The following is a 19,727-nucleotide window of genomic DNA, read 5'->3' on the forward strand; positions in this document are numbered from 1 at the left end:
CTTTGAGGAAAGGAGTTCAAGCATGAGTGAATTATTGGCAACATATCTCCTGACAAATCCGGGATCTGATTGTGAAAAAAGAGCAGAACAGATTGCGACAGGGCTGACTGTAGGCTCATGGACGGATTTACCCCTGCTGAAGCAGGAACAGCTGCAAAAGCATAAGGGGCGGGTCGTAAGCGTTGAGGAGAAAGAAGGAGCTCTTGAATCGGAAAAACAAGCGGTTATTACAATTGCTTATCCGGAAATTAATTTTACATACGACATTCCGGCGGTGCTGACGACTGTGTTTGGCAAGCTGTCACTTGACGGCAAAATCAAATTAACCGATCTGGAATTTTCAGAAGGTTTTAAACAAAGGCTGCCAGGGCCGAAGTTTGGCGCATACGGGATCCGCAAGGCGCTGGGCGTGTTTGAAAGACCGCTGTTAATGAGCATTTTTAAAGGGGTCATAGGAAGAAATCTTGAAGATATTAAAGATCAGCTGAGACAGCAGGCACTCGGCGGAGTGGACTTAATCAAGGATGACGAAATTTTCTTTGAAACAGATCTGGCGCCCTTTGAAACACGGATCACAGAGGGCAGGCAAGTGCTGCGTGAAACCTATGAACAAACAGGGCATAAAACGCTTTATGCGGTGAACCTGACGGGAAGAACGGCTGACCTTAAGGATAAAGCAAGGCGTGCAGCTGAGCTTGAAGCGGACGCGCTGTTATTTAACGTCTACGCTTACGGCTTGGATGTCATGCAGAGCCTTGCCGAAGATCCAGAAGTTTCTATTCCGATTATGGCCCATCCGGCAGTCAGCGGAGCGTTTACATCATCACCCTATTACGGATTTGCACACGCTCTCCTTCTGGGGAAACTAAACCGCTATTGCGGCGCGGATTTCAGTTTATTCCCGTCTCCTTACGGGTCAGTTGCGCTTCCGAAAGAGGATGCTCTCGCTATTCATGATGAGTGCGTGAGAGAGGATTCTTTTCAGCAAACATTTGCCGTACCGTCAGCGGGCATTCACCCTGGTTTGGTTCCGCTCCTGATGAAGGATTTCGGCATTGATCATGTGATTAATGCGGGAGGAGGCATTCACGGCCATCCAAACGGCGCCCAAGGCGGAGGTAAAGCATTCAGAGCCATCATTGACGCCGTGCTTGAGGCGCAGTCGCCGGATGAAAAAGCGGAGCAGTGCAATGATTTGAAACTTGCTCTATATAAATGGGGAAAGGTTGATGCTGTATGACCAAAAACCCGCTCATCATTTGTGATTTTGACGGGACGATCACAATGAACGACAACATTGTCAGCATCATGAAAGAATTCGCCCCGCCGGAATGGACCGCCTTAAAAGACGGTGTCCTGTCAAAAGAAGTAACAATTGAAGAAGGAGTCGGGCAGATGTTCGGCCTTCTTCCGAGCAGTATGAAAGAAGAGATAACAAGATTTGTGTTACAAGATGCAAAGATTCGGGATGGCTTTCGTGAATTTGTATCATTTGTCAACCAGCACGAGCTTCCGTTTTATGTCGTAAGCGGGGGAATGGACTTCTTTGTTTATCCTCTTCTTGACGGAATCGTAGACAGAGACCGTATTTATTGCAATCATGCATCTTTTGAAAACGATCATATTCATATCAAATGGCCTCATTCCTGTGACAGCCTTTGTACAAATGGATGCGGTTGCTGTAAGCCTTCGGTTATCCGCCAGCTTTCTGAAAAAGCTGAGTTTGTCATTATGATTGGTGATTCAGTCACCGATGTGGAAGCTGCCAAATTGTCTGATATTTGCTTTGCGAGAGACTACTTATTGAATGAATGCGTTCAATTAGGGTTACAGCACCTTCCTTACCAAAACTTTTACGAAGTGAAAAGCGGCATCGAAAACATCGGGGAGGTAAAAGCATGGATACAAAACAACAGCGCTGGCGTGAACTTGCCGAAGTAAAGCGTGAGCTGGCTGAAAGAGACTGGTTTCCGGCAACAAGCGGAAATCTGTCCATTAAGGTTTCTGATGTTCCCCTGACATTTCTCGTCACAGCGAGCGGCAAGGATAAACGGAAAGAAACGGACGAAGATTTTTTACTGGTTGACCAGAACGGAGAACCTGCCGAAAGCGGACATTCCTTAAAACCGTCGGCGGAAACCCTTCTCCACACGTATTTATACCAAAAAACAGATGCGGGCTGCTGCCTGCATGTCCACACACTTGATAATAACGTAATTTCTGAGCTTTACGGCGATGACAAACACATTACGTTCAAAGGCCAAGAAATGATAAAAGCGCTTGGCTTGTGGGAAGAGAATGCGGAGGTGACGGTGCCGATCATTGAAAACGCTGCGCACATTCCGACATTGGCAACGGATTTCGCAGCCCGCGTTTCCGGAGGTTCCGGAGCGGTTCTTATAAGAAACCATGGCATCACAGCTTGGGGAAAAACCGCTTTTGAAGCAAAAAGGGTGCTGGAAGCATATGAATTTTTGTTCAGCTGCCATTTAAAATTAAAAACACTCCGGGACCAGCTGGTGAGATAAAAAAAGGAGGAAAAAAACAATGGCAACAATCAGAATACAGGATGAGGCAAATACAATCATTGAGAATCAAGAGGAAGTGGCAAGCTTTTTAGACAGTCAAGAAGTCATCTATGAACAATGGGATATTACGAAGCTTCCAGAACAGCTGACAGAAAAATACGACTTGTCCGATGAAGAGAAACAGCAGATTCTTGACATTTTTGATGCCGAGATTCAAGATATTTCCGCCCGGCGCGGATATAAAGCGCAGGATGTAATCTCCCTATCCGAAGCAAATCCGAAACTCGATGAGCTGCTGCAAAATTTTATAAAAGAACACCATCATACAGATGATGAAGTTCGTTTTATCGTAAGCGGCCACGGCATATTTGTCATTCAAGGCAAAGACGGCACCTTTTTCGATGTCCGTTTAAACCCTGGAGATTTAATCTCAGTTCCTGAAAACATTCGTCACTATTTCACTCTTCAAGAAGACCGTAAAGTTGTTGCCGTCCGAATCTTTGTCACGTCAGAGGGCTGGGTTCCGATTTATGAAAAGGAAAGTATACAGTAATAGAAAAAACCCCGCTTTTACAAACGGGGTTTTTTAGTTCAAGGACTGCCATTGCTCATATAAGGAGATTTCCTTTTTTAATAGCGTCCAGATGATTCCAATGACCGCGGCATCGTCTATCAGGCCGAGCCCCAAAATAACGTCGGGAATGAAGTCGATGGGAGACACAATATAAAGGAAAGCGACGCCCACAAGTACAAAAGCTTTAAACGGTGAACGATGATATCGTCCATGTTTCCAATCTCTTATCATTTGGAAAAAAAGCGTAACGGTATTTATCGCTTTTTTGCGGTCTTTCTTTTTTAACATCATTTTGCCGCCTGTTCCCCCAAGCATAAGCGCTCTGTTTTTCCGCATAACAATTCCCTCCTGCTGGTTACCTAATTTAGGCAAATGTGTGTTTAGCATATCTGCCGTATGGGTATTATTCTCTTAATCCTATCAATATATCTACTATAAATGAAAATATAAAGATATTTAATGAAAATATGTTTACAAATAAAGTATAATCTGTAATAATGCTCAAGAACCCAAACAAACTTGTTTCCTATTCTTTTAGCGGCGAGGGGTGAAGTGAATGGGTAGATATTCTGAAAAAGAAAAATTGCTGGTGTCTATTGATGAAAAAAGAAAATTAATGATAGATGCCGCTAAGAAGCAAGGATTTACAGGGTATGACACAATCAGACACAGTCAGGAACTGGATTGTCTGATGAACGAGTACCATCAGCTGATGCAGGAAAAAGAGCCTTCTCAAGGAATACAGGGCTTTGTAAAGAAACTAGGCTTATGGTCCCGCGCCGATGTTATGCCTGCGTATGAAGCAAATAAATAGACGCACGATCCTATTCATATAATAAAGAGAGCTGCTGCGGCGCTCTTTTTTTCTGGTGAATTCCATTTGAAAGAGGGAACTGATGAAAGAGCTTACGATTTTCATTACCGAATTAATCAACCGTTTCCATGATGTATTTATTTCCTTATGTGAGATGCTCGGCTTGAATTTAACAGATAAACAGATGCACTTTTGGGTCATCGGATTATTTGGCATTCTTTTTTTCGGACTGACTCAAGCCGTGTTTAAATGGCTCTCTAAATGGAGCGTTACAGCTTTGTCTTTTATCTACACGTTAACCGTCTTATTTGTGATCGTGTTTGCCATTGAATTGCAGCAGAAAGTGACGGGGCGGGGAAATATGGAGTTTCAAGATGCGGCTGAGGGACTGAAGGGCTTTCTGATCTTCTTTATCATTTTGATGATCTTAAAAGGATTGCTTGCATCAGTCAAAAAAGTGTTTAAAGGGGGAGCGGCCAAAAACACAGACAGGCATTCGCGCTTCCGCAGATAAATGAAAGACCCTCTGATTGTCAGAGGGTTTTTCATTTAGTTGGTGACCGGAAGAGTAATGGTTACCTCAGTTCCTTTTCGAAGCTCACTGTCAATGGTAATCGTGCCTCCGTACATCAATACGATACGTTTACATACAACAAGGCCCAGACCGGTTCCTTTCTCCTTAGAGGTCACAAACGGAAGGAAAATGTGTTCCAGCATTTCTTTCGATATACCTTCGCCATTATCAATGACTTTTATAATGGCCTTCTGATCAGCGGCCCCTAAAGATATTGATAATTTGCCGCCATCTTGCATGGATTCAAGCGAGTTTTTCGCCACATTTAAGATGACCTGTTTCATATGGTCTTTTGTACATTTTACATATAACGGCTTATCGGTTAAAAACGTAAGCTCTACTTCCACATTGTATAAATTCCCTTCAGAATAAATGATCGGCATAATTTCATTGAAAATATCCTGCAGGGAGTTGAGCTCCCATTTTTCAGCGGTCGGTTTGCCGAGAACAAGAAACTCGCTCACGATTTGATTGATCCTTTTGATCTCCTGCTCAATAATGGAGAAATACAGCTGGTCTTCTTCGCTTTTATACTTTTTTTGCAAAAGCTGGATGAATCCGCTGATGCCTGTAAGCGGGTTGCGGATTTCATGGGCTGTGCTTGCAGCGAGAGTTCCGATAAGCTCCAGTTTTTGAGCCTCATTCTCAGCGCGTTCAAGCTGTGTCCGCCGCTTAAGCAAGATGTACTGAACGAGAATAAATAAAATATTCAGCAGTACGATAATACTCGAAAGAGGGAGCAAGAGGCTTTTCGTCAGTTCCTCAAGCTCGACAGGCTTTGGATATACTTTAATATTCCAGTTGATGTCATCTAAATACCCGCTGACCGCCTTCTCGTGCTGTGAATGCTGGCCCGATCCGCTTGTGAAAATAAGTTTGTCATTTTGGTTCTGTATTTCGATATACACATCAGGGCTTAACATGTTTATAATGTTTTTGATGTAATCAATCTGTATGGCTGCCACTATATAATCGGTGACCTTATTGTCTGCATCTAATACGGGAACACAGATCGTAAAGATCCGCTGGCCGGTAATTCTGCTGGCATAATCATCTGTAATAACCGTCTTTTTAGATTCTTTGGCTTTTTCGAAAAAATATCTGTCTGCCAGGTTCACCTTTGTTTTCAGCTCAGTGGTGCTGACAGTCACATCACCTTTTGCGTTCAGTATATATAATCCGGAAAACCTCGGCTCGGAATCGAAGGTCTTGTCCAATATATCTTGCATTTTTTTAGGATCAATTGGTTTATCAATTGCGATAGACAGGGAAGTCATTCTTGCTTTGGTTTCCCCAATCAGATAATTTAATTTATTGCGGTGAAGGTTCAGCATCATACTGGCCGTCTGTTTGTGTTTTGCGGCTATAGTTTCTTTTTCCTTTTCATAAACGAAAAAGCTTATAATTAATGCAGGAATCATCACTAAAACCAAATAAAGTTTGATCTTTGCCCAGGGACCTTTCATTATTTTCATTTTGCATCGCTCCAACATAACACCTGAATAGGGGTATTATATCATTGTTTATACTGCTTTAATAAGAAAAAATAACCAAAATACTTAGAAAAATATATAGTTACAGCCCATGATATAAGCGAACTACAAAAGAAGTGAAATTTTGGAAGGTTTTTTGTTGACTTTTTTGTGTTTGTTTATTAATGTTTCTCTGTAACGGTTTCTTTTGTAAAAGGATGATTAGATATGACACAAAAAGCTTCAGAAAAATCACTTAAACTATTTATTGTATTATCACGTGCTTATCGTTCTATTAATGACCATATGAATAAACATATTCATAAGCATGGCCTGAATCCGACTGAATTTGCCGTACTAGAGCTCTTGTACCACAAAGGCGATCAGCCGCTCCAGCAAATCGGCGACAAAATTTTATTAGCCAGCGGAAGTATCACATATGTCGTAGACAAGCTGGAACAAAAAGAACTTCTTACACGAAAAGCATCACCTACTGACAGAAGGGTCACATTTGCACAGATTACGGAAAAAGGTATCCATCTTTTGAATGATATTTTTCCCGGCCACGCTGCTGAAATCCATGAGATGATCAGCGTGCTGAGTGAAGAGGAGAAGGAAATGTGCACTGAAATGCTAAAAAGGGTAGGCTTAAACGCAAAACATTTTCGTAACAAGTAAAAAAAGGAAGCCTCGGATATGACAAGGCTTCCTTTTTCCTATTCTTCGTTATTTGAGACAGTGGCTCCTCTTGGCAGAATTAAAACTTCTACACGTCTGTTTTTGCTTCTGCCTTCCGCTGTATCGTTGGTTGCGACCGGCTTATATTCACCAAAGCCTTTTGCGCTGAAGACTTTTGCATCCAGCTTTGGATTTTCAATGAGAAGGCCCATAAAGTTGACCGCTCTCATGACGCTTAAGTGCCAGTTGGATTGAAACTGTGAATTTTTAATCGGCATATTATCCGTATGTCCGCTGATGATGATATTCCTTGGAGGATTCAGCACCAGAAGATCCGAGATTTCTTCTGCGAGTGGGATGTCTTGCTCCCGGATTGTAGCTTTTCCCGAATCAAAAAAGATACTGTCTTTAATCGTAATTAAAAGACCTTCATCTGTCAGCTTTGTCTCAAGCTGATTTTCCAGCTTTTTATCTTTTATAAATTGCTTCACCTGTTTTTCAACATTTTCGAGTTCTTCTTGGTCAGCCGTTTTATCTGCTGCTTCTTGTTTTTCTTTCTTCTTTTTCTTCTCATCTTCCAGCTGGTCAATTCCTTGCTGTTCACTTTCAGGCGGTGTGACGCTTGAATAATCCATCACGCCTGTACCGCCGGTAAAAACTTCATTGAAAGATTTAGAAAGCATTTTGAATTTGGCCGCATCGACTGAGCTGCTTGCAAACAGCACAATAAATAATGCTAAGAGAAGTGTGAGGATGTCGGCATATGGCACCAGCCATGACTCATCAACATGCTCGTCCTCATGCTTCTTCTTCTTTTTTCTCGCCATTTTCTGCCTCTCCTTCTTGTGCCGCGAATTTCGCACGATCTTTTGCAGGAAGATACATTAAAAGCTTTTGCTCAATTACTTTCGGTGCCTGCCCCTCTAAAACCGAGAGTACGCCTTCAATCATGATTTCACGGAGTTTCACTTCTTGTTTTGATTTCCGTTTTAATTTATTGGCGAAGGGATGCCATAACACATAGCCTGTAAATATTCCGAGCAGGGTCGCGACGAATGCGGCGCTTATGGCATGCCCTAGTTCATCTGTGTTGTCCATATGGGAAAGAGCTGCGATGAGCCCGACAACTGCACCGAGAACGCCGAGTGTCGGAGCATATGTACCGGCTTGGGTAAAAATGCTTGCGCCGGTTTGATGCCTTTCTTCCATGGCTTCGACTTCCTCTGTCATAATATCTCTGATAAATTCAGCGCTTTGTCCGTCTACTGCCATGCTCAGCCCGTTCTTTAAAAAAGCGTCATCAACTTCTTCGATACTGGCTTCTAAAGCAAGAAGGCCTTCACGTCTTGCAATCTGCGCCCAGTCAGAAAACATGGGGATCAGCTGCTCAACGGTAAGCTGTTTGTTTTCCTTAAAAAGTACACGGAATAGCGTTGGAACCTTTTTGATTTCTCTGGAAGGGAACGCGATGACAACCGCAGAGATGGTTCCGAAAATAATAATTAAAATAGCCGCGGGGTTGGCTAAGGCGCTTAAACTGACACCTTTCATGACCATGCCCACACTCAATGCGACAAAAGCGAGAATGATTCCGATAATCGATGTTTTATCCATAATTTTCACCAAATCCTTTATACTAGCTTGTCTATGGTTAATATCGGTACGGGTGCTTGGAACTTTAGGGAGATTGAGAAATTGTTCATGATTTATTCATGAACGCGGCTTCCTCACGAAAAAAGCGGGTTTTTCAATAACGAAAAGCCTGCAGTCTTTCTTCATATAATAGTAAACAAAATTGTTCATCATATATAAACCTGAAAGTGTAAAGGAGGGAGGCAGGGGGCTTTAAATTCTGTCAGGGCGAGGGATGGAGTTTGCAAAAAAAGAACGGTTTCCTTTAACGGAAACCGTTCTTTTTTATTTTGCTTGTACTTTAATGCTGTTATCTTCCACAATCACGTTAAAACCTTTAATGTGAGAATCTTCCAGCAGCAGATCTGTCATTTCATCCTCAATCGATTCTTGAATGGTTCTTCTGAGCGGACGTGCGCCGAATGCAGGATGGTAGCCAAGCTCCGCAATTTTTTCTTTTGCTTCATTTGTGACGTGTAAGTCGATTTCGCGTTCTGCCAATGTTTCTTCAAGCTCGCTTAAAAGCAGAGTGACGATTTTGACCAGATGCTCTTTTTGGAGAGCATGGAATTCGATAATGCTGTCGAAACGGTTTAAAAATTCAGGTTTGAAAAACATGCTGAGTGAATCAATCAGTGTTTGTTCTTTAATGGCCGATTCTTCTGATTGAAAACCGACTTTTACCTGTTTTTCGCCAGTTCCCGCATTGCTTGTCATAATAATGACGGTGTCTTTAAAGCTCACTGTTCTGCCCTGGCTGTCGGTTAAGCGTCCGTCTTCCATGATTTGCAGGAACATATGCTGTACGTCCGGATGAGCCTTTTCAATCTCGTCCAGCAAAACGATGCTGTATGGATTGCGGCGCACTTTTTCAGTTAATTGACCGGCTTCATCATGTCCGACGTATCCTGGCGGTGAACCGATGATTTTAGATACAGCGTGTTTTTCCATATACTCACTCATATCTAGACGGATAATGGAGTCTTTCGTACCGAATAACTCATCTGCAAGTGTTTTAGAAAGCTCGGTTTTCCCTACGCCTGTCGGGCCTACAAAGAGAAACGTTCCGACAGGTCTGTTTTTTGACTTCAGTCCGGCGCGGCTTCTTCTTACCGCTTTTGCCACTTTTTGAACGGCCGCTTCCTGTCCGATGACACGTTCATGAAGTTTTGCTTCAAGTTCTTTCATTTTTGTTTGTTCATCAGATTGCAGTTTTCCGACTGGAATGCCTGTTTTTTGTTCTACGATGTCTTGAATGTGCTCAGCGTTCACTGTAATAGCTGAACGGGCAGACGATGTTTTGAGTTTTTCCTCAAGTGCCTCTTCTTCGTCGCGAAGCTTTGCAGCCAGTTCGTAGTTTTCTTCTTCAAGCGCTTTTGCTTTCTCTGCCTCGATAGCAGTCAGCCGTGCAGCTGCATCCTCGTGATTCATCTCATCAATTAGAAGATTTGCCTTTGATCCGGCTTCGTCTAACAGGTCAATGGCTTTATCCGGCAGATGGCGGTCCTGAATATAGCGGGACGATAAAGTGACACAAGCTTTGATCGCTTCATCACTGAATGTGACGCCGTGATATGCTTCATATTTATCTTTAATACCTTTTAGGATGCTGATCGCCTGATCAATGGAAGGCTCCTGCACCATAACAGGCTGAAAACGTCTTTCCAGCGCTGCATCTTTTTCTATTTGACGGTACTCTTTTAATGTCGTTGCTCCGATGACTTGCAGCTCGCCTCTGGCAAGAGCCGGTTTCAATATATTGCCGGCATCCATTGATCCTTCGGCAGAGCCTGCACCGACGAGAAGATGGATTTCATCGATGAAAAGAATAACATTTTTACGCTCTTTCAGTTCGGTGATCAGCTGTTTCATTCTTTCTTCAAATTGCCCTCTGATACCGGTATTGGCGACAAGCGAGGCAACATCAAGCAAATATAGCTCTTTGTTTTTTAATTTATTCGGAACATCGCCTTCTGCGATTTTGAGAGCGAGCCCTTCTGCAATCGCCGTTTTACCTACACCGGGTTCCCCGATGAGAACCGGATTATTTTTATTTCGGCGGTTTAATATTTCAATCACCCGCGCCACTTCATCATCGCGTCCGATTACAGGGTCAATGAGTCCCGCTCTCGCACCGTTTGTGACATTTTGGGCCAGTTCATCAAGCAATCCTTTTTTCCCGCCGGATTGTTGTGCGGCTTGATCTTTTTGTTGAAAGAAACCTTGTTCAAATGGAAAGCCGAAAGATTGCGGCCCCATGCTCATAGATGGTTTACGGGTTAATTCTGTATAACAAGTTTCACATAAAACCAGTTGTTTTTGAACGGAATTGATCTGCATGTTAAGGCGAATCGTCGCCTCGTTTTTCTGACAGTGTTGACAACGCATTTGCCAAAACCTCCTTAGAAAGTTTGATTATCTTTGACCAAATGAATGAGAAAAAAAGGTCTGTTATTTGACCAACTTTGACTAATAGTATACTCTGACCTTTTTTGACTTTCAAGCTTTTTGCTTCCATCCAAATGTCAGCCGTTTTAGCCAAGATAAACAAGAAGTAGAGTTTGACTATTTTTGACCAAATAGATGAAGAAAAAAGGTCTATTGTTTGACCATCTTTGATTATTAGTATACTCGGACTTTTTTCGTCTTTCAAGCTTTTTGCTTACTGGTGATTTCAGCTGGTTTATACAGTAAAACATCATTTTTTCTTCTTTTCAAGGAACTTGTCTCATAGGGTATAAAGAATGATGCGGAATAAATTTGTGGTTGGTGCGGAGGGAAGCGATGGGACAATCAAAAGGATCTGCATGTCAACTTGCATTTGTATATGTAGGGACGGTAGTGGGCGCGGGTTTTGCCACCGGAAGGGAAATTGTTGAGTTCTTTTTGAAATTTGGCTGGCCCGGTCTGTTCGGAATCTTAGTAAGCGGGGGAATGTTTACGTTTCTAGGTGCCAAGATGATGATTATTTCTAAACGGATCAATGCGAAGTCTTATCAAGAAATGAACATTTATTTGTTCGGCGCCCAGGCCGGACGAGTTATCAATGTGTTTATGCTATTTGTGCTGCTTGGCGTCACTTCTGTCATGCTGTCTGGGGCCGGGGCGATTTTTGAGGAACAGCTTGGCATGTCCACCCAGGTAGGCATGCTGATCACAATCGGATTAAGCCTGTTTGTCATGACAACGGGAGTTAAAGGAATATTCGGTGTTAATGTATTTGTTGTCCCGCTGCTGATTTTATTTTCCATGATTGTCGTGGCCGATTCTTTTATTTTTAGTGAGACGAGGAGCGCTGTTGAATGGGTATGGCCGCACAAATGGGACTGGCTTTTGTCCGCAGTGTCTTACGGCGCTTTAAACCTGTCGCTGGCACAGGCTGTTCTTGTCCCGCTGGCTAATGAGATTCCCTCCGAGCGGGTGATCAAAAAAGGGGCTTTGCTTGGCGGGGTCATGCTGACAATGGTGCTTGCGGCAAGTTTTTTGTCTCTCTCAGTTCTGCCGGATGTTTTATTATACGATATCCCAATGGCTCAAGTGGTTTTCTTAGTTGCCCGTTCAGTACACATCATCTATTTGTTTATTATTTTTGGCGAAGTTTTCACTTCGGTTATTGGAAATTTGTATGGGCTGGAAAAGCAAATGAAGAGCTTTCTTCATATAAAAAGCAAATATATATTTGCCGGTATTATGCTTACGGCTTACTTGACCAGTCAAATTGGCTACGGAAAACTGATATCAACGATTTATCCGCTATTCGGTTATGTGAGCCTTGCATTTATCGGAGCCCTTGTGTATAAAAAAATTCCTCAAAAATAAGCCTGTTGCTCGATATTAAATCTTACTTTTTTATAAATTGTTCCTTTCTTTTCCTCAATGTGAGTAAAATATCACGTATAATGAGCTGGAAAGTTATGAAAGGAGTTTTTAATATGAAAGAGCGCCGTTTTCTTTTTGGGCTGTTTTTGATCTTTATCGGAATTATTTTCTTCATGCAAATGACGGGTTTCATCCATTTATCCGCTTCCTCGATATGGCCTGTCATTTTTATTATTCTTGCCGTCGGTTTTCACGCTGGTTTTGTGTTTACCGGAAAACGGCCGGATAAAGCAGGTTTGCTTGTCCCTGGCGGCATTACCTTTGTGCTCGGCTGTTTATTTTTTTTCGAAACGTCAACAGGTTGGGTGTATTCCGGCATGACTTGGCCTGTATACCTACTCGCACCGGCATTGGGGTTATTCGAACTGTGGCTGTTCGGCGGAAAACAAGCGCAGCTTTTGATACCGGCCGGCATACTCACTTTCATTGGAGCTGTCAGCTTCGGCGGCCTGTTTGGCGGCGTGTTTTTTAAAAGTGTTTGGCCTGCCGGTCTGTTCATCATATCAATTGCGCTTCATGCCAGTGCATTTCGTCATGGAAAACGGAGAGTAGGACTTTTGTTACCCGGCGGCATTTTGCTCGTATTGAGCTGTTTGTTTGTATTTGAAACGTCTGTGAACTGGGCCTATTCAGAAATCACATGGCCGGCTTACATTTTTGCTGCAGCTTTTGGATTGTTTGAATTATGGCTGTTTGGCGGAAGGAAAAAAGGCTTGTTGATTTCAATCGGCATCATTTTGCTTATTGGAACTTCCAGTGTACTTAGCTATTATAATGAAGAAGCGTATGAAGAGATGTGGCCGGCTGTGCTGATTGTCATCTCTATTGTATTTCATGCGGCGGTCTTCAGCTCAAAACACATCAAGGAAAAAGCGGGCATGCTTGTGCCCGGCGGCATTCTGCTCGTATCGGGCTGCTTGTTTTTCTTTGAAACATCGACTGATTGGGCTTATGCAGGTGTAACCTGGCCCGTCTATTTATTAGCCGTTGCATTAGGCCTGTTTGAGCTATGGCTGTTTGGCGGCAGGAGGAATGAACTTTTCATCCCGATCACTATCCTTGTTCTAACTGCTCTTTGCTTTATTGTTACATATCAATGGGCTTTATCAATGTCCGTGTATTGGCCGGCGCTTTTTGTGCTTTTTGGTCTCATGATTATGTTTTTCCCTTTTAAGAATAGAAAAGAAGCGAAAAAATAAGACAGGCTTCTCTTAAGCTGTCTTTTTTTTATTGTCAATAAAAACATCATTATGGTAAGATAGCATAAGTGAAAAAATTGAAGAAAATCCGTACATCATGCGGGAGAGGTTCTAGCTACACCCTCTATAAAAAACTAAGGACGAACTGTATCCTTGGATACGGTCTTTTTTATGTTTTTTAGGGCGCCTTTCCATAGAAAAGGTGCTTTTTTATTGGAAAACCGTGCTGTCTCTCGCTCAGATTTATTTACGGAGAAGGAGAGGAATTATGAAAAAAGAAAAAGCAATCGTTGTGTTTAGCGGAGGACAAGACAGCACCACATGCTTACTGTGGGCTTTAAAGGAATTTGAAGAAGTAGAAACCGTGACGTTTCATTATAATCAGCGGCATCAGCAGGAAATTGACGTGGCGAAAGCTATTGCAGAAGAGCTTGGTGTGAAAAATCATCTGCTTGATATGTCATTGTTAAATCAGCTTGCACCGAACGCCTTGACAAGAGATGACATCGAGATTGAAGCCAAGGACGGCGAGCTTCCATCGACGTTTGTTCCGGGGCGCAACCTTGTATTCTTATCTTTCGCCTCTATACTCGCTTATCAAATCGGAGCGCGCCATATCATTACAGGCGTTTGTGAAACAGACTTCAGCGGATATCCTGATTGCCGCGATGAATTCGTAAAATCATGCAATGTTACAGTCAACTTGGCGATGGAGAAACCGTTTGTCATTCATACACCGCTGATGTGGCTGAATAAAGCGGAAACTTGGAAGCTTGCCGATGAGCTTGGCGCGCTTGATTTTGTAAAAAACAATACACTGACTTGCTACAACGGCATTATTGCGGACGGCTGCGGCGAATGTCCGGCATGTTTGCTTCGCAATAAAGGCTATGAAGAATATATGGAAATGAAAGGGGAGCGGAAGTAATTGATTTCTCAAATTTATCCACAGGCCCAGCACCCTTATTCATTTGAACTGAATAAAGACATGCATATTTCTGCGGCGCATTTTATTCCAAGAGAAAGTGCGGGCGCATGCAGCAGAGTTCATGGGCATACGTATACCGTTAATATTACCGTAGCCGGGGATGAACTGGACGATTCAGGTTTTCTTGTTAATTTCAGTGTGCTGAAAAAATTGGTGCACGGGTCATATGATCATACGTTATTAAATGATCATGATGAATTTTCGAACGATGATCCGTATTCCCTGCCGACTACAGAAGTAGTGGCTAAAACCATTTATAATAAGGTTCAATCCTATTTAGAAACACTTGCAAATAAACCGGCCTGCGTCCAGGTATTTGTCAGAGAAACACCGACAAGCTACTGTGTCTACCGTCCGAAAAAGGGTGGTTTGAATGGCTAAAGGAATTCCCGTTTTAGAAATTTTTGGCCCGACGATACAAGGGGAAGGCATGGTCATCGGACAGAAAACCATGTTTGTCCGCACCGCCGGCTGTGACTATTCATGCAGCTGGTGTGACTCGGCCTTCACGTGGGACGGATCGGCGAAAAAAGATATACGCTGGATGACAGCGGAGGATATTTATTCTGAACTAAAGGAAATTGGGGGAGACGCCTTTTCCCACGTTACCATTTCCGGCGGAAACCCCGCCTTGTTAAAGCAGCTTGACTCGTTTATCACGCTTTTGAAGGAACAAAACATACGCACAGCTCTGGAAACGCAAGGAACGGTCTATCAGGAGTGGTTCACTTTGATTGATGACCTGACGATTTCTCCAAAACCGCCGAGTTCAGGAATGACGACTGACTTTAAGAAGCTTGATCATATCCTGACGTCGCTAAAAGACGAAAATAGGCTCCGTGCGGTCAGTCTGAAGGTTGTCATTTTTAATGATAGAGATCTTGATTACGCAAAAACCGTTCATAAGCGCTATCCTGACATTCCGCTTTATTTACAAGTAGGAAATGATAATGTGCACACAACAGACGATCAATCATTGATCACTCATTTGCTTGGAAAATATGAAACACTCGTTGATAAGGTAGCCGCGGATGCGGAGCTTAACCTTGTCAGAGTCCTTCCGCAGCTGCACACCCTGTTATGGGGAAACAAACGCGGAGTTTAATAGAAAGGAAGAGGAATATGACGACAAGAAAAGAATCAGAATTAGAAGGTGTCACACTGCTTGGAAACCAAGGAACAAACTATTTATTCGAATACGCGCCAGATGTGCTGGAGTCCTTCCCGAATAAGCACGTCAATCGCGATTATTTCGTCAAATTCAATTGTCCTGAATTTACATCATTATGCCCGAAAACAGGCCAGCCAGATTTTGCAACGATTTATATCAGCTACATTCCTGATGAAAAAATGGTTGAAAGCAAATCATTAAAACTGTACTTGTTCAGCTTCAGAAACCATGGAGACTTCCACGAAGACTGCATGAACATCATTATGAATGATTTGATTGAATTAATGGACCCCCGCTACATTGAAGTTTGGGGGAAATTCACTCCAAGAGGCGGAATTTCCATTGATCCGTATACCAACTATGGAAAGCCGGGAACGAAGTATGAGAAGATGGCCGAGTACCGGATGATGAATCATGATTTGTATCCGGAGACGATTGATAATCGTTGATTGAAGCATGTATGATTCGGAGTATATAGTGAAACCGCAACCTCGTCTTTTTAGGCGGGGTTTTTATGTGTATTGAATTTCAACTGAAACCCATCGAACCTGAGTAAAAAAAGACGAGTGAATTTGGGGAATTCAGCTCGTCGCTATGCCATTACAAGACGGGTGCTGGATGGCAGCTCGTCTGTTTCATTATAAAGTATCGAACGTATGTTTGTAAAGCGTTTGGGAAATCTTTATGTATTGTAGTTGTAATTACCGGCAGATATATTATATTTAACATAGGCAAATAAGAGAGGATTTGAATCGAATGAAGGACGAGTTGAAATATATAGGGGAAAAAATCGTGCAATATGAAGAAGCCTTGGCTCGGAATGTTGCTGATATCGAGATAAACAGTTTAGGGCGCAGATTAGAAGAGGACAGACAAGCGCTTCCTGGAATTACATATAGAGAACAATTAATCACTTATTTAGGCCAGGCGTTGTATCAGGATATGCAGGAAGTCACAGAAAGAATCTCGGAATGGAGTAAACAGACTGGGGAAATGTTCATACGGCTTAATGTATCATTGAGTGAATCATTAAGAGCAATCTCTTTTTACCGAACCGTTATTTGGAATGTATTCACGGAAGAATTAGAACAAAGGAAGTTTGCTGCCATTACGATGCTTGACGTATCTAAAATGCTGGACCCGTTATTTGATAAGGTCAGCAGCATTATCGGGGAAGTATATGAGCAGCATAACAATAGATTAATGAAAATTGCTTATACTGCGCTTGAAGAACTATCTGTAACAGTGGTGCCGGTTGCCGAAACAATAGCGGTCATTCCCTTAGTCGGTGCAATTGATACACACCGCGCAAAATTAATCATGGACATTTCATTGAATGAGGGCGCCCGCCTGAAGCTGAAACATATTATTTTAGACGTATCCGGCGTGCCGCTTATTGATACGATGGTAGCCGATCAAATTTTTCATATTGTGAATGCTTTAAGATTAACGGGTATAAAAGCAATGATTACAGGAATCCACCCGGAAATCGCCCAGACGATTGTGAGTCTTGGCTTAGATTTTGGGGATATTAAAACCCGTGCAACGCTGCAGCAGGCGCTGAAAGAATTAGGTTTCACACAAGATAAGTTGTAGAAAGGGTGAACCGCCGTCTGTCTGTTTGCATCATGCTGATCAATTGTTAACGGGAAGTGTGTGTGTTAAGATGCCCTTTACAAGACGGGAGGGATGACGATGGTGACCACATTGCTGTTAAACAGTGTGCCGCTTAAGGTCTGTCAATATCAGGAAGTAAAAGCATCCGGGCGAAAGAGACATAAAATTTCATTTGTCTTAAAGGTCACGAGCGAAGCGTATCATGATATCGCTGTTCTATTATATGAACAGACGTTTAAGGTAGAGGTCCCGAAGCAAGAGGTGCTCTTTTGGGGAACGATCACAAATTACTCGACGTCCATGACTAACCTTTATCATGCAGACAAGGTCAGTGATTTTTTTGTCGAGATCACGGAACTGGCAGAAGCAGAAATGGAAAACGCCACTTAACAGAGCGGCGTTTTTTTGTTTCAGTCGGAATCACCTTCTGTTAAGTCTTTCCCCATAAAATATTCATCCGCATATTCGCCGGAAATTATAAGTGATTTTTTTCTAGTGCCTTCTATTATAAACCCGTGCTTTTTGTAAAGGTGTACCGCCCGTTTGTTATGTGTCATAACCGTCAGCTCCAGCTTTTTCAATTGTTTTTGTTCTGCAAAGGCAATTGCTTGCTGAAGAAGCTTTGAACCTGTGCCTTGTCCGCTGTTATTTTTTAAAACGCCGATGACGATGCGGGCAACGTGTTTTTGCCTGTTGGCCGCAGAACCGATTATAAGAACAAACCCGGTTAGCTTCTCGCCGCAGACGGAAATAAATAGAGCGGAAGTTCTTTTTTTTCCGATAGATTCAATAAATGCTTTTTGCTGAAGAGAAGTTGTTGTCCGCTCATTTGGTTCGTACAGCATAAAATCCGTTTCTTGATCAAGCTGCTTAAACAGCGCAAGCAGTGAATCTGCATCTGAGGGAAGAACAGGTCGAATAACCAAAGCTGTCAGCCTCCAAAGGGAAAGTTGAAAAAGCTGCCGGCCAGGCAGCTTTTTGGGAAAGCTATGATATATGTAAGGTGTTATTTGGTTCGTCGTGCAGTTTCAGTTGATTTGCAGTAAAGAAAAAGGAGAAGTTAATAGGAGTCTCTGAGAATCTTATAGTTTTTGTGATTGACGACTGTGAGTGAATCTAATTCCAAATCCCGATAGTTATCCATAATGGTAACATCTACGATAACAGAATTTTCATTTACCTTTTCGACGACACCGGTTAATCCATTTTTAAATTCAATGACATTTCCAACCTTTGCGATTTTCACTAGCTTCCTCTCCTTTAACATAATAATTCCTATTGAAAGTATTTTGCAATATTTTCTTTAAGAAGTAAAGCAATATGGGGTTTATCTCCCGTGGTAATTGTTCTCTCAGCGCAAAGATGGTATATTGATTTTCGTTAAACAGATCGAAAAGGGGGAATTTCGGTTGATGCCCGAAGATATGACAGACCAGATTAACCTGCTGCGCACCGGCGATATTCACGAGCTCAGAGTGCAGAAGGAGCATTTTTTAGCATTCAGAGCGATTTTATCTCAACAGGAAGATTTTAAACATTTTCGGGGGATCGCCCAGCAAGGCGGAGATGTGGTATTTCAATATTTACAAGAGCCGAGAAGTTAAAGGGTTTCTCAATTTTTGAGAAGCCTTTTTAGATTTTACGGCAGACATGACATTTGATGTTCTTATTGTAATAATTGTAACTAAAATGTAAATTTCTAAAAATGGATGATTAAGGAATTTGTTGGTTTTATTTATGAGAAAACAAGCGGTTTTCTTGGTAAAAAGCAGTTTGTCATATAGTATATTCCATCCTGATTGCTGTTTGGGAGAGTTGGAAAATCTTTATCCGTGAATTTGATTTCAACTCTTGTTAAGGTAGTGGAGTGTTTTTTGAGCACTTTAAGGAGGAAACTGTATGACAACAAAATTTGCTGCCTTGGCTGTTTTTCTTCTATGTTTTATGCCTGCAACTAAAATTGAGCATGCACAAGCTTCACTTATGCTGACAAAGAAGACGAAGCCTGAAGCCAAGCAATTGCTTACACATATAAATAACGATGAAGAAGAATCTTTCCCGTCACTGTCTGCTGATAAGGATAAGAAAAAAGTAAAGCCGATCAAGCTATCAGCACGCACTGAAAAGAAAGAAAAACCAAATTCAATCGAGACATCATCTCATCCTAAAGAGAAAGCAGAAAGAAAATATTCCCAGTCGGAAAAAGAACTGCTTTCCCGCCTCGTTCATGCTGAGGCGAAAGGTGAATCCTACAAAGGCAAGGTCGCTGTGGCCAGCGTAGTGCTGAACCGGACGGAGGAGCGCGGCTTCCCTGACACAATAAGAGGCGTCATTTATCAAAAAAATGCTTTTGAACCGGTGGCAAACGGAAGCATCAATCAAAAGGCTGACAAAGATTCAATTGAAGCAGCGGAAGAGGTATTGTCAGATAAGAACAGAGAAACAGAAGCCATCTTCTTTTATAATCCAAAGACGGCATCAGACGATTGGATTCGTTCAAGAAAAGTAATTGAAAGAATCGGCAAGCACGTTTTTGCCATGTAAGCATAGAGGGGGCTTTTTGTCTCAGCTATGCTTTTTTTATATGGTTACATAAAAATG

24 protein-coding genes and 1 riboswitch are annotated in these 19,727 nt (G+C 42.3%); of the genes, 17 read left to right on the plus strand and 7 right to left on the minus strand.

Annotated elements, in window-relative coordinates:
* Positions 1-22: 22 nt before the first annotated feature.
* Genes mtnW through AXI57_RS16115 form a run of 4 tightly spaced genes read left to right on the plus strand, consistent with a single transcriptional unit; the run spans position 23 to position 3,081 of the window.
* A complete protein-coding gene (mtnW, locus tag AXI57_RS16100) occupies positions 23-1,240 on the plus strand; it encodes a 2,3-diketo-5-methylthiopentyl-1-phosphate enolase (protein ID WP_061670672.1) in 1,218 nt (405 codons plus the stop codon).
* Entirely contained in the window at positions 1,237-1,941 is a 705-nt protein-coding gene (gene mtnX / locus AXI57_RS16105; RefSeq protein WP_061670674.1) for a 2-hydroxy-3-keto-5-methylthiopentenyl-1-phosphate phosphatase, read from the plus strand. The genes mtnW and mtnX overlap by 4 nt, the downstream gene beginning before the upstream one ends.
* Positions 1,899-2,528: a methylthioribulose 1-phosphate dehydratase gene (locus tag AXI57_RS16110; protein ID WP_061670676.1), complete on the plus strand. Its 630-nt coding sequence runs from the start codon at positions 1,899-1,901 to the stop codon at positions 2,526-2,528. Before mtnX ends, AXI57_RS16110 begins: the two co-directional genes overlap by 43 nt.
* A 19-nt stretch (positions 2,529-2,547) precedes the next feature.
* Entirely contained in the window at positions 2,548-3,081 is a 534-nt protein-coding gene (locus AXI57_RS16115) for a 1,2-dihydroxy-3-keto-5-methylthiopentene dioxygenase (RefSeq protein WP_061670677.1), read from the plus strand.
* Between the two features lie 33 nt (positions 3,082-3,114).
* Here the strand turns inward: AXI57_RS16115 and AXI57_RS16120 are convergent, their stop codons facing one another.
* On the minus strand, positions 3,115-3,438 hold the full coding sequence (locus tag AXI57_RS16120; protein ID WP_061670678.1) for a YkvA family protein: 324 nt from the start codon (positions 3,436-3,438) through the stop codon (positions 3,115-3,117).
* Positions 3,439-3,658: 220 nt separating this feature from the next.
* Between AXI57_RS16120 and spo0E the strand changes: the two genes are divergently transcribed.
* Complete coding sequence (gene spo0E / locus AXI57_RS16125; protein WP_003327317.1) at positions 3,659-3,916, plus strand: aspartyl-phosphate phosphatase Spo0E; 258 nt, start codon at positions 3,659-3,661, stop codon at positions 3,914-3,916.
* An 82-nt stretch (positions 3,917-3,998) separates the two neighbouring features.
* Positions 3,999-4,430 carry a hypothetical protein gene (locus AXI57_RS16130; RefSeq protein ID WP_003327315.1) on the plus strand — a complete coding sequence of 144 codons (432 nt, stop codon included), beginning with the start codon at positions 3,999-4,001 and terminating at the stop codon, positions 4,428-4,430.
* 35 nt (positions 4,431-4,465) lie between these two features.
* On the opposite strand, the gene AXI57_RS16135 is transcribed toward AXI57_RS16130, so the two are convergent.
* Positions 4,466-5,983 (minus strand): ATP-binding protein, encoded by a 1,518-nt coding sequence (locus AXI57_RS16135; RefSeq protein ID WP_141292132.1) that lies wholly within the window; start codon positions 5,981-5,983, stop codon positions 4,466-4,468.
* A gap of 207 nt (positions 5,984-6,190) precedes the next feature.
* Here AXI57_RS16135 and mhqR point away from each other — a divergent pair, with 207 nt between their 5' ends.
* Entirely contained in the window at positions 6,191-6,640 is a 450-nt protein-coding gene (mhqR, locus tag AXI57_RS16140; RefSeq protein ID WP_003327313.1) for a MarR family transcriptional regulator MhqR, read from the plus strand.
* A 38-nt stretch (positions 6,641-6,678) separates the two neighbouring features.
* Here mhqR and motB read toward each other — a convergent pair whose 3' ends face one another.
* The 3 genes from motB to clpE all read right to left on the minus strand — a co-directional run bounded on the left by motB (position 6,679) and on the right by clpE (position 10,660).
* Complete coding sequence (gene motB / locus AXI57_RS16145) at positions 6,679-7,467, minus strand: flagellar motor protein MotB (RefSeq protein WP_003327312.1); 789 nt, start codon at positions 7,465-7,467, stop codon at positions 6,679-6,681.
* Positions 7,439-8,254, minus strand: a complete 816-nt coding sequence (gene motA / locus AXI57_RS16150) for a flagellar motor stator protein MotA (RefSeq protein WP_003327311.1) — start codon at positions 8,252-8,254, stop codon at positions 7,439-7,441. The genes motB and motA overlap by 29 nt, the downstream gene beginning before the upstream one ends.
* A gap of 303 nt (positions 8,255-8,557) precedes the next feature.
* Positions 8,558-10,660 carry an ATP-dependent protease ATP-binding subunit ClpE gene (gene clpE, locus AXI57_RS16155; RefSeq protein WP_061670680.1) on the minus strand — a complete coding sequence of 701 codons (2,103 nt, stop codon included), beginning with the start codon at positions 10,658-10,660 and terminating at the stop codon, positions 8,558-8,560.
* A gap of 396 nt (positions 10,661-11,056) precedes the next feature.
* Between clpE and AXI57_RS16160 the strand changes: the two genes are divergently transcribed.
* From AXI57_RS16160 to AXI57_RS16195, 8 genes are all read left to right on the plus strand, one after another.
* The gene (locus AXI57_RS16160) at positions 11,057-12,091 is read left to right on the plus strand and encodes a YkvI family membrane protein (protein ID WP_003327308.1); all 1,035 of its coding nucleotides are present in this window, start codon (positions 11,057-11,059) and stop codon (positions 12,089-12,091) included.
* A 113-nt stretch (positions 12,092-12,204) separates the two neighbouring features.
* Complete coding sequence (locus AXI57_RS16165) at positions 12,205-13,350, plus strand: hypothetical protein (protein WP_061670681.1); 1,146 nt, start codon at positions 12,205-12,207, stop codon at positions 13,348-13,350.
* A 99-nt stretch (positions 13,351-13,449) separates the two neighbouring features.
* Positions 13,450-13,494: riboswitch (PreQ1 riboswitch) on the plus strand.
* Positions 13,495-13,618: 124 nt separating this feature from the next.
* Positions 13,619-14,278: a 7-cyano-7-deazaguanine synthase QueC gene (queC, locus tag AXI57_RS16170; RefSeq protein WP_061571400.1), complete on the plus strand. Its 660-nt coding sequence runs from the start codon at positions 13,619-13,621 to the stop codon at positions 14,276-14,278.
* Positions 14,279-14,719, plus strand: coding sequence for a 6-carboxytetrahydropterin synthase QueD (gene queD, locus AXI57_RS16175; RefSeq protein WP_003327304.1), 441 nt, complete (start codon positions 14,279-14,281; stop codon positions 14,717-14,719).
* A complete protein-coding gene (queE, locus tag AXI57_RS16180; protein ID WP_061670682.1) occupies positions 14,712-15,443 on the plus strand; it encodes a 7-carboxy-7-deazaguanine synthase QueE in 732 nt (243 codons plus the stop codon). Before queD ends, queE begins: the two co-directional genes overlap by 8 nt.
* Positions 15,444-15,460: 17 nt before the next feature.
* Entirely contained in the window at positions 15,461-15,958 is a 498-nt protein-coding gene (gene queF, locus AXI57_RS16185) for a preQ(1) synthase (RefSeq protein WP_003218613.1), read from the plus strand.
* 307 nt (positions 15,959-16,265) lie between these two features.
* Positions 16,266-17,105 (plus strand): STAS domain-containing protein, encoded by an 840-nt coding sequence (locus tag AXI57_RS16190; RefSeq protein WP_061670683.1) that lies wholly within the window; start codon positions 16,266-16,268, stop codon positions 17,103-17,105.
* A gap of 102 nt (positions 17,106-17,207) precedes the next feature.
* The gene (locus AXI57_RS16195; protein WP_174522094.1) at positions 17,208-17,516 is read left to right on the plus strand and encodes a DUF3219 family protein; all 309 of its coding nucleotides are present in this window, start codon (positions 17,208-17,210) and stop codon (positions 17,514-17,516) included.
* A gap of 20 nt (positions 17,517-17,536) precedes the next feature.
* Here the strand turns inward: AXI57_RS16195 and AXI57_RS16200 are convergent, their stop codons facing one another.
* Positions 17,537-18,052 carry a GNAT family N-acetyltransferase gene (locus AXI57_RS16200; protein ID WP_061670685.1) on the minus strand — a complete coding sequence of 172 codons (516 nt, stop codon included), beginning with the start codon at positions 18,050-18,052 and terminating at the stop codon, positions 17,537-17,539.
* Between the two features lie 134 nt (positions 18,053-18,186).
* On the minus strand, positions 18,187-18,372 hold the full coding sequence (locus AXI57_RS16205) for a YkvS family protein (protein WP_010788441.1): 186 nt from the start codon (positions 18,370-18,372) through the stop codon (positions 18,187-18,189).
* A 163-nt stretch (positions 18,373-18,535) separates the two neighbouring features.
* Here AXI57_RS16205 and AXI57_RS16210 point away from each other — a divergent pair, with 163 nt between their 5' ends.
* Positions 18,536-18,730 carry a hypothetical protein gene (locus AXI57_RS16210; RefSeq protein ID WP_034717995.1) on the plus strand — a complete coding sequence of 65 codons (195 nt, stop codon included), beginning with the start codon at positions 18,536-18,538 and terminating at the stop codon, positions 18,728-18,730.
* A gap of 295 nt (positions 18,731-19,025) precedes the next feature.
* On the plus strand, positions 19,026-19,670 hold the full coding sequence (locus tag AXI57_RS16215; RefSeq protein WP_010788442.1) for a cell wall hydrolase: 645 nt from the start codon (positions 19,026-19,028) through the stop codon (positions 19,668-19,670).
* Positions 19,671-19,727: the final 57 nt, after the last annotated feature.

The organism is Bacillus atrophaeus (assembly GCF_001584335.1).
Lineage (GTDB): Bacteria > Bacillota > Bacilli > Bacillales > Bacillaceae > Bacillus > Bacillus atrophaeus.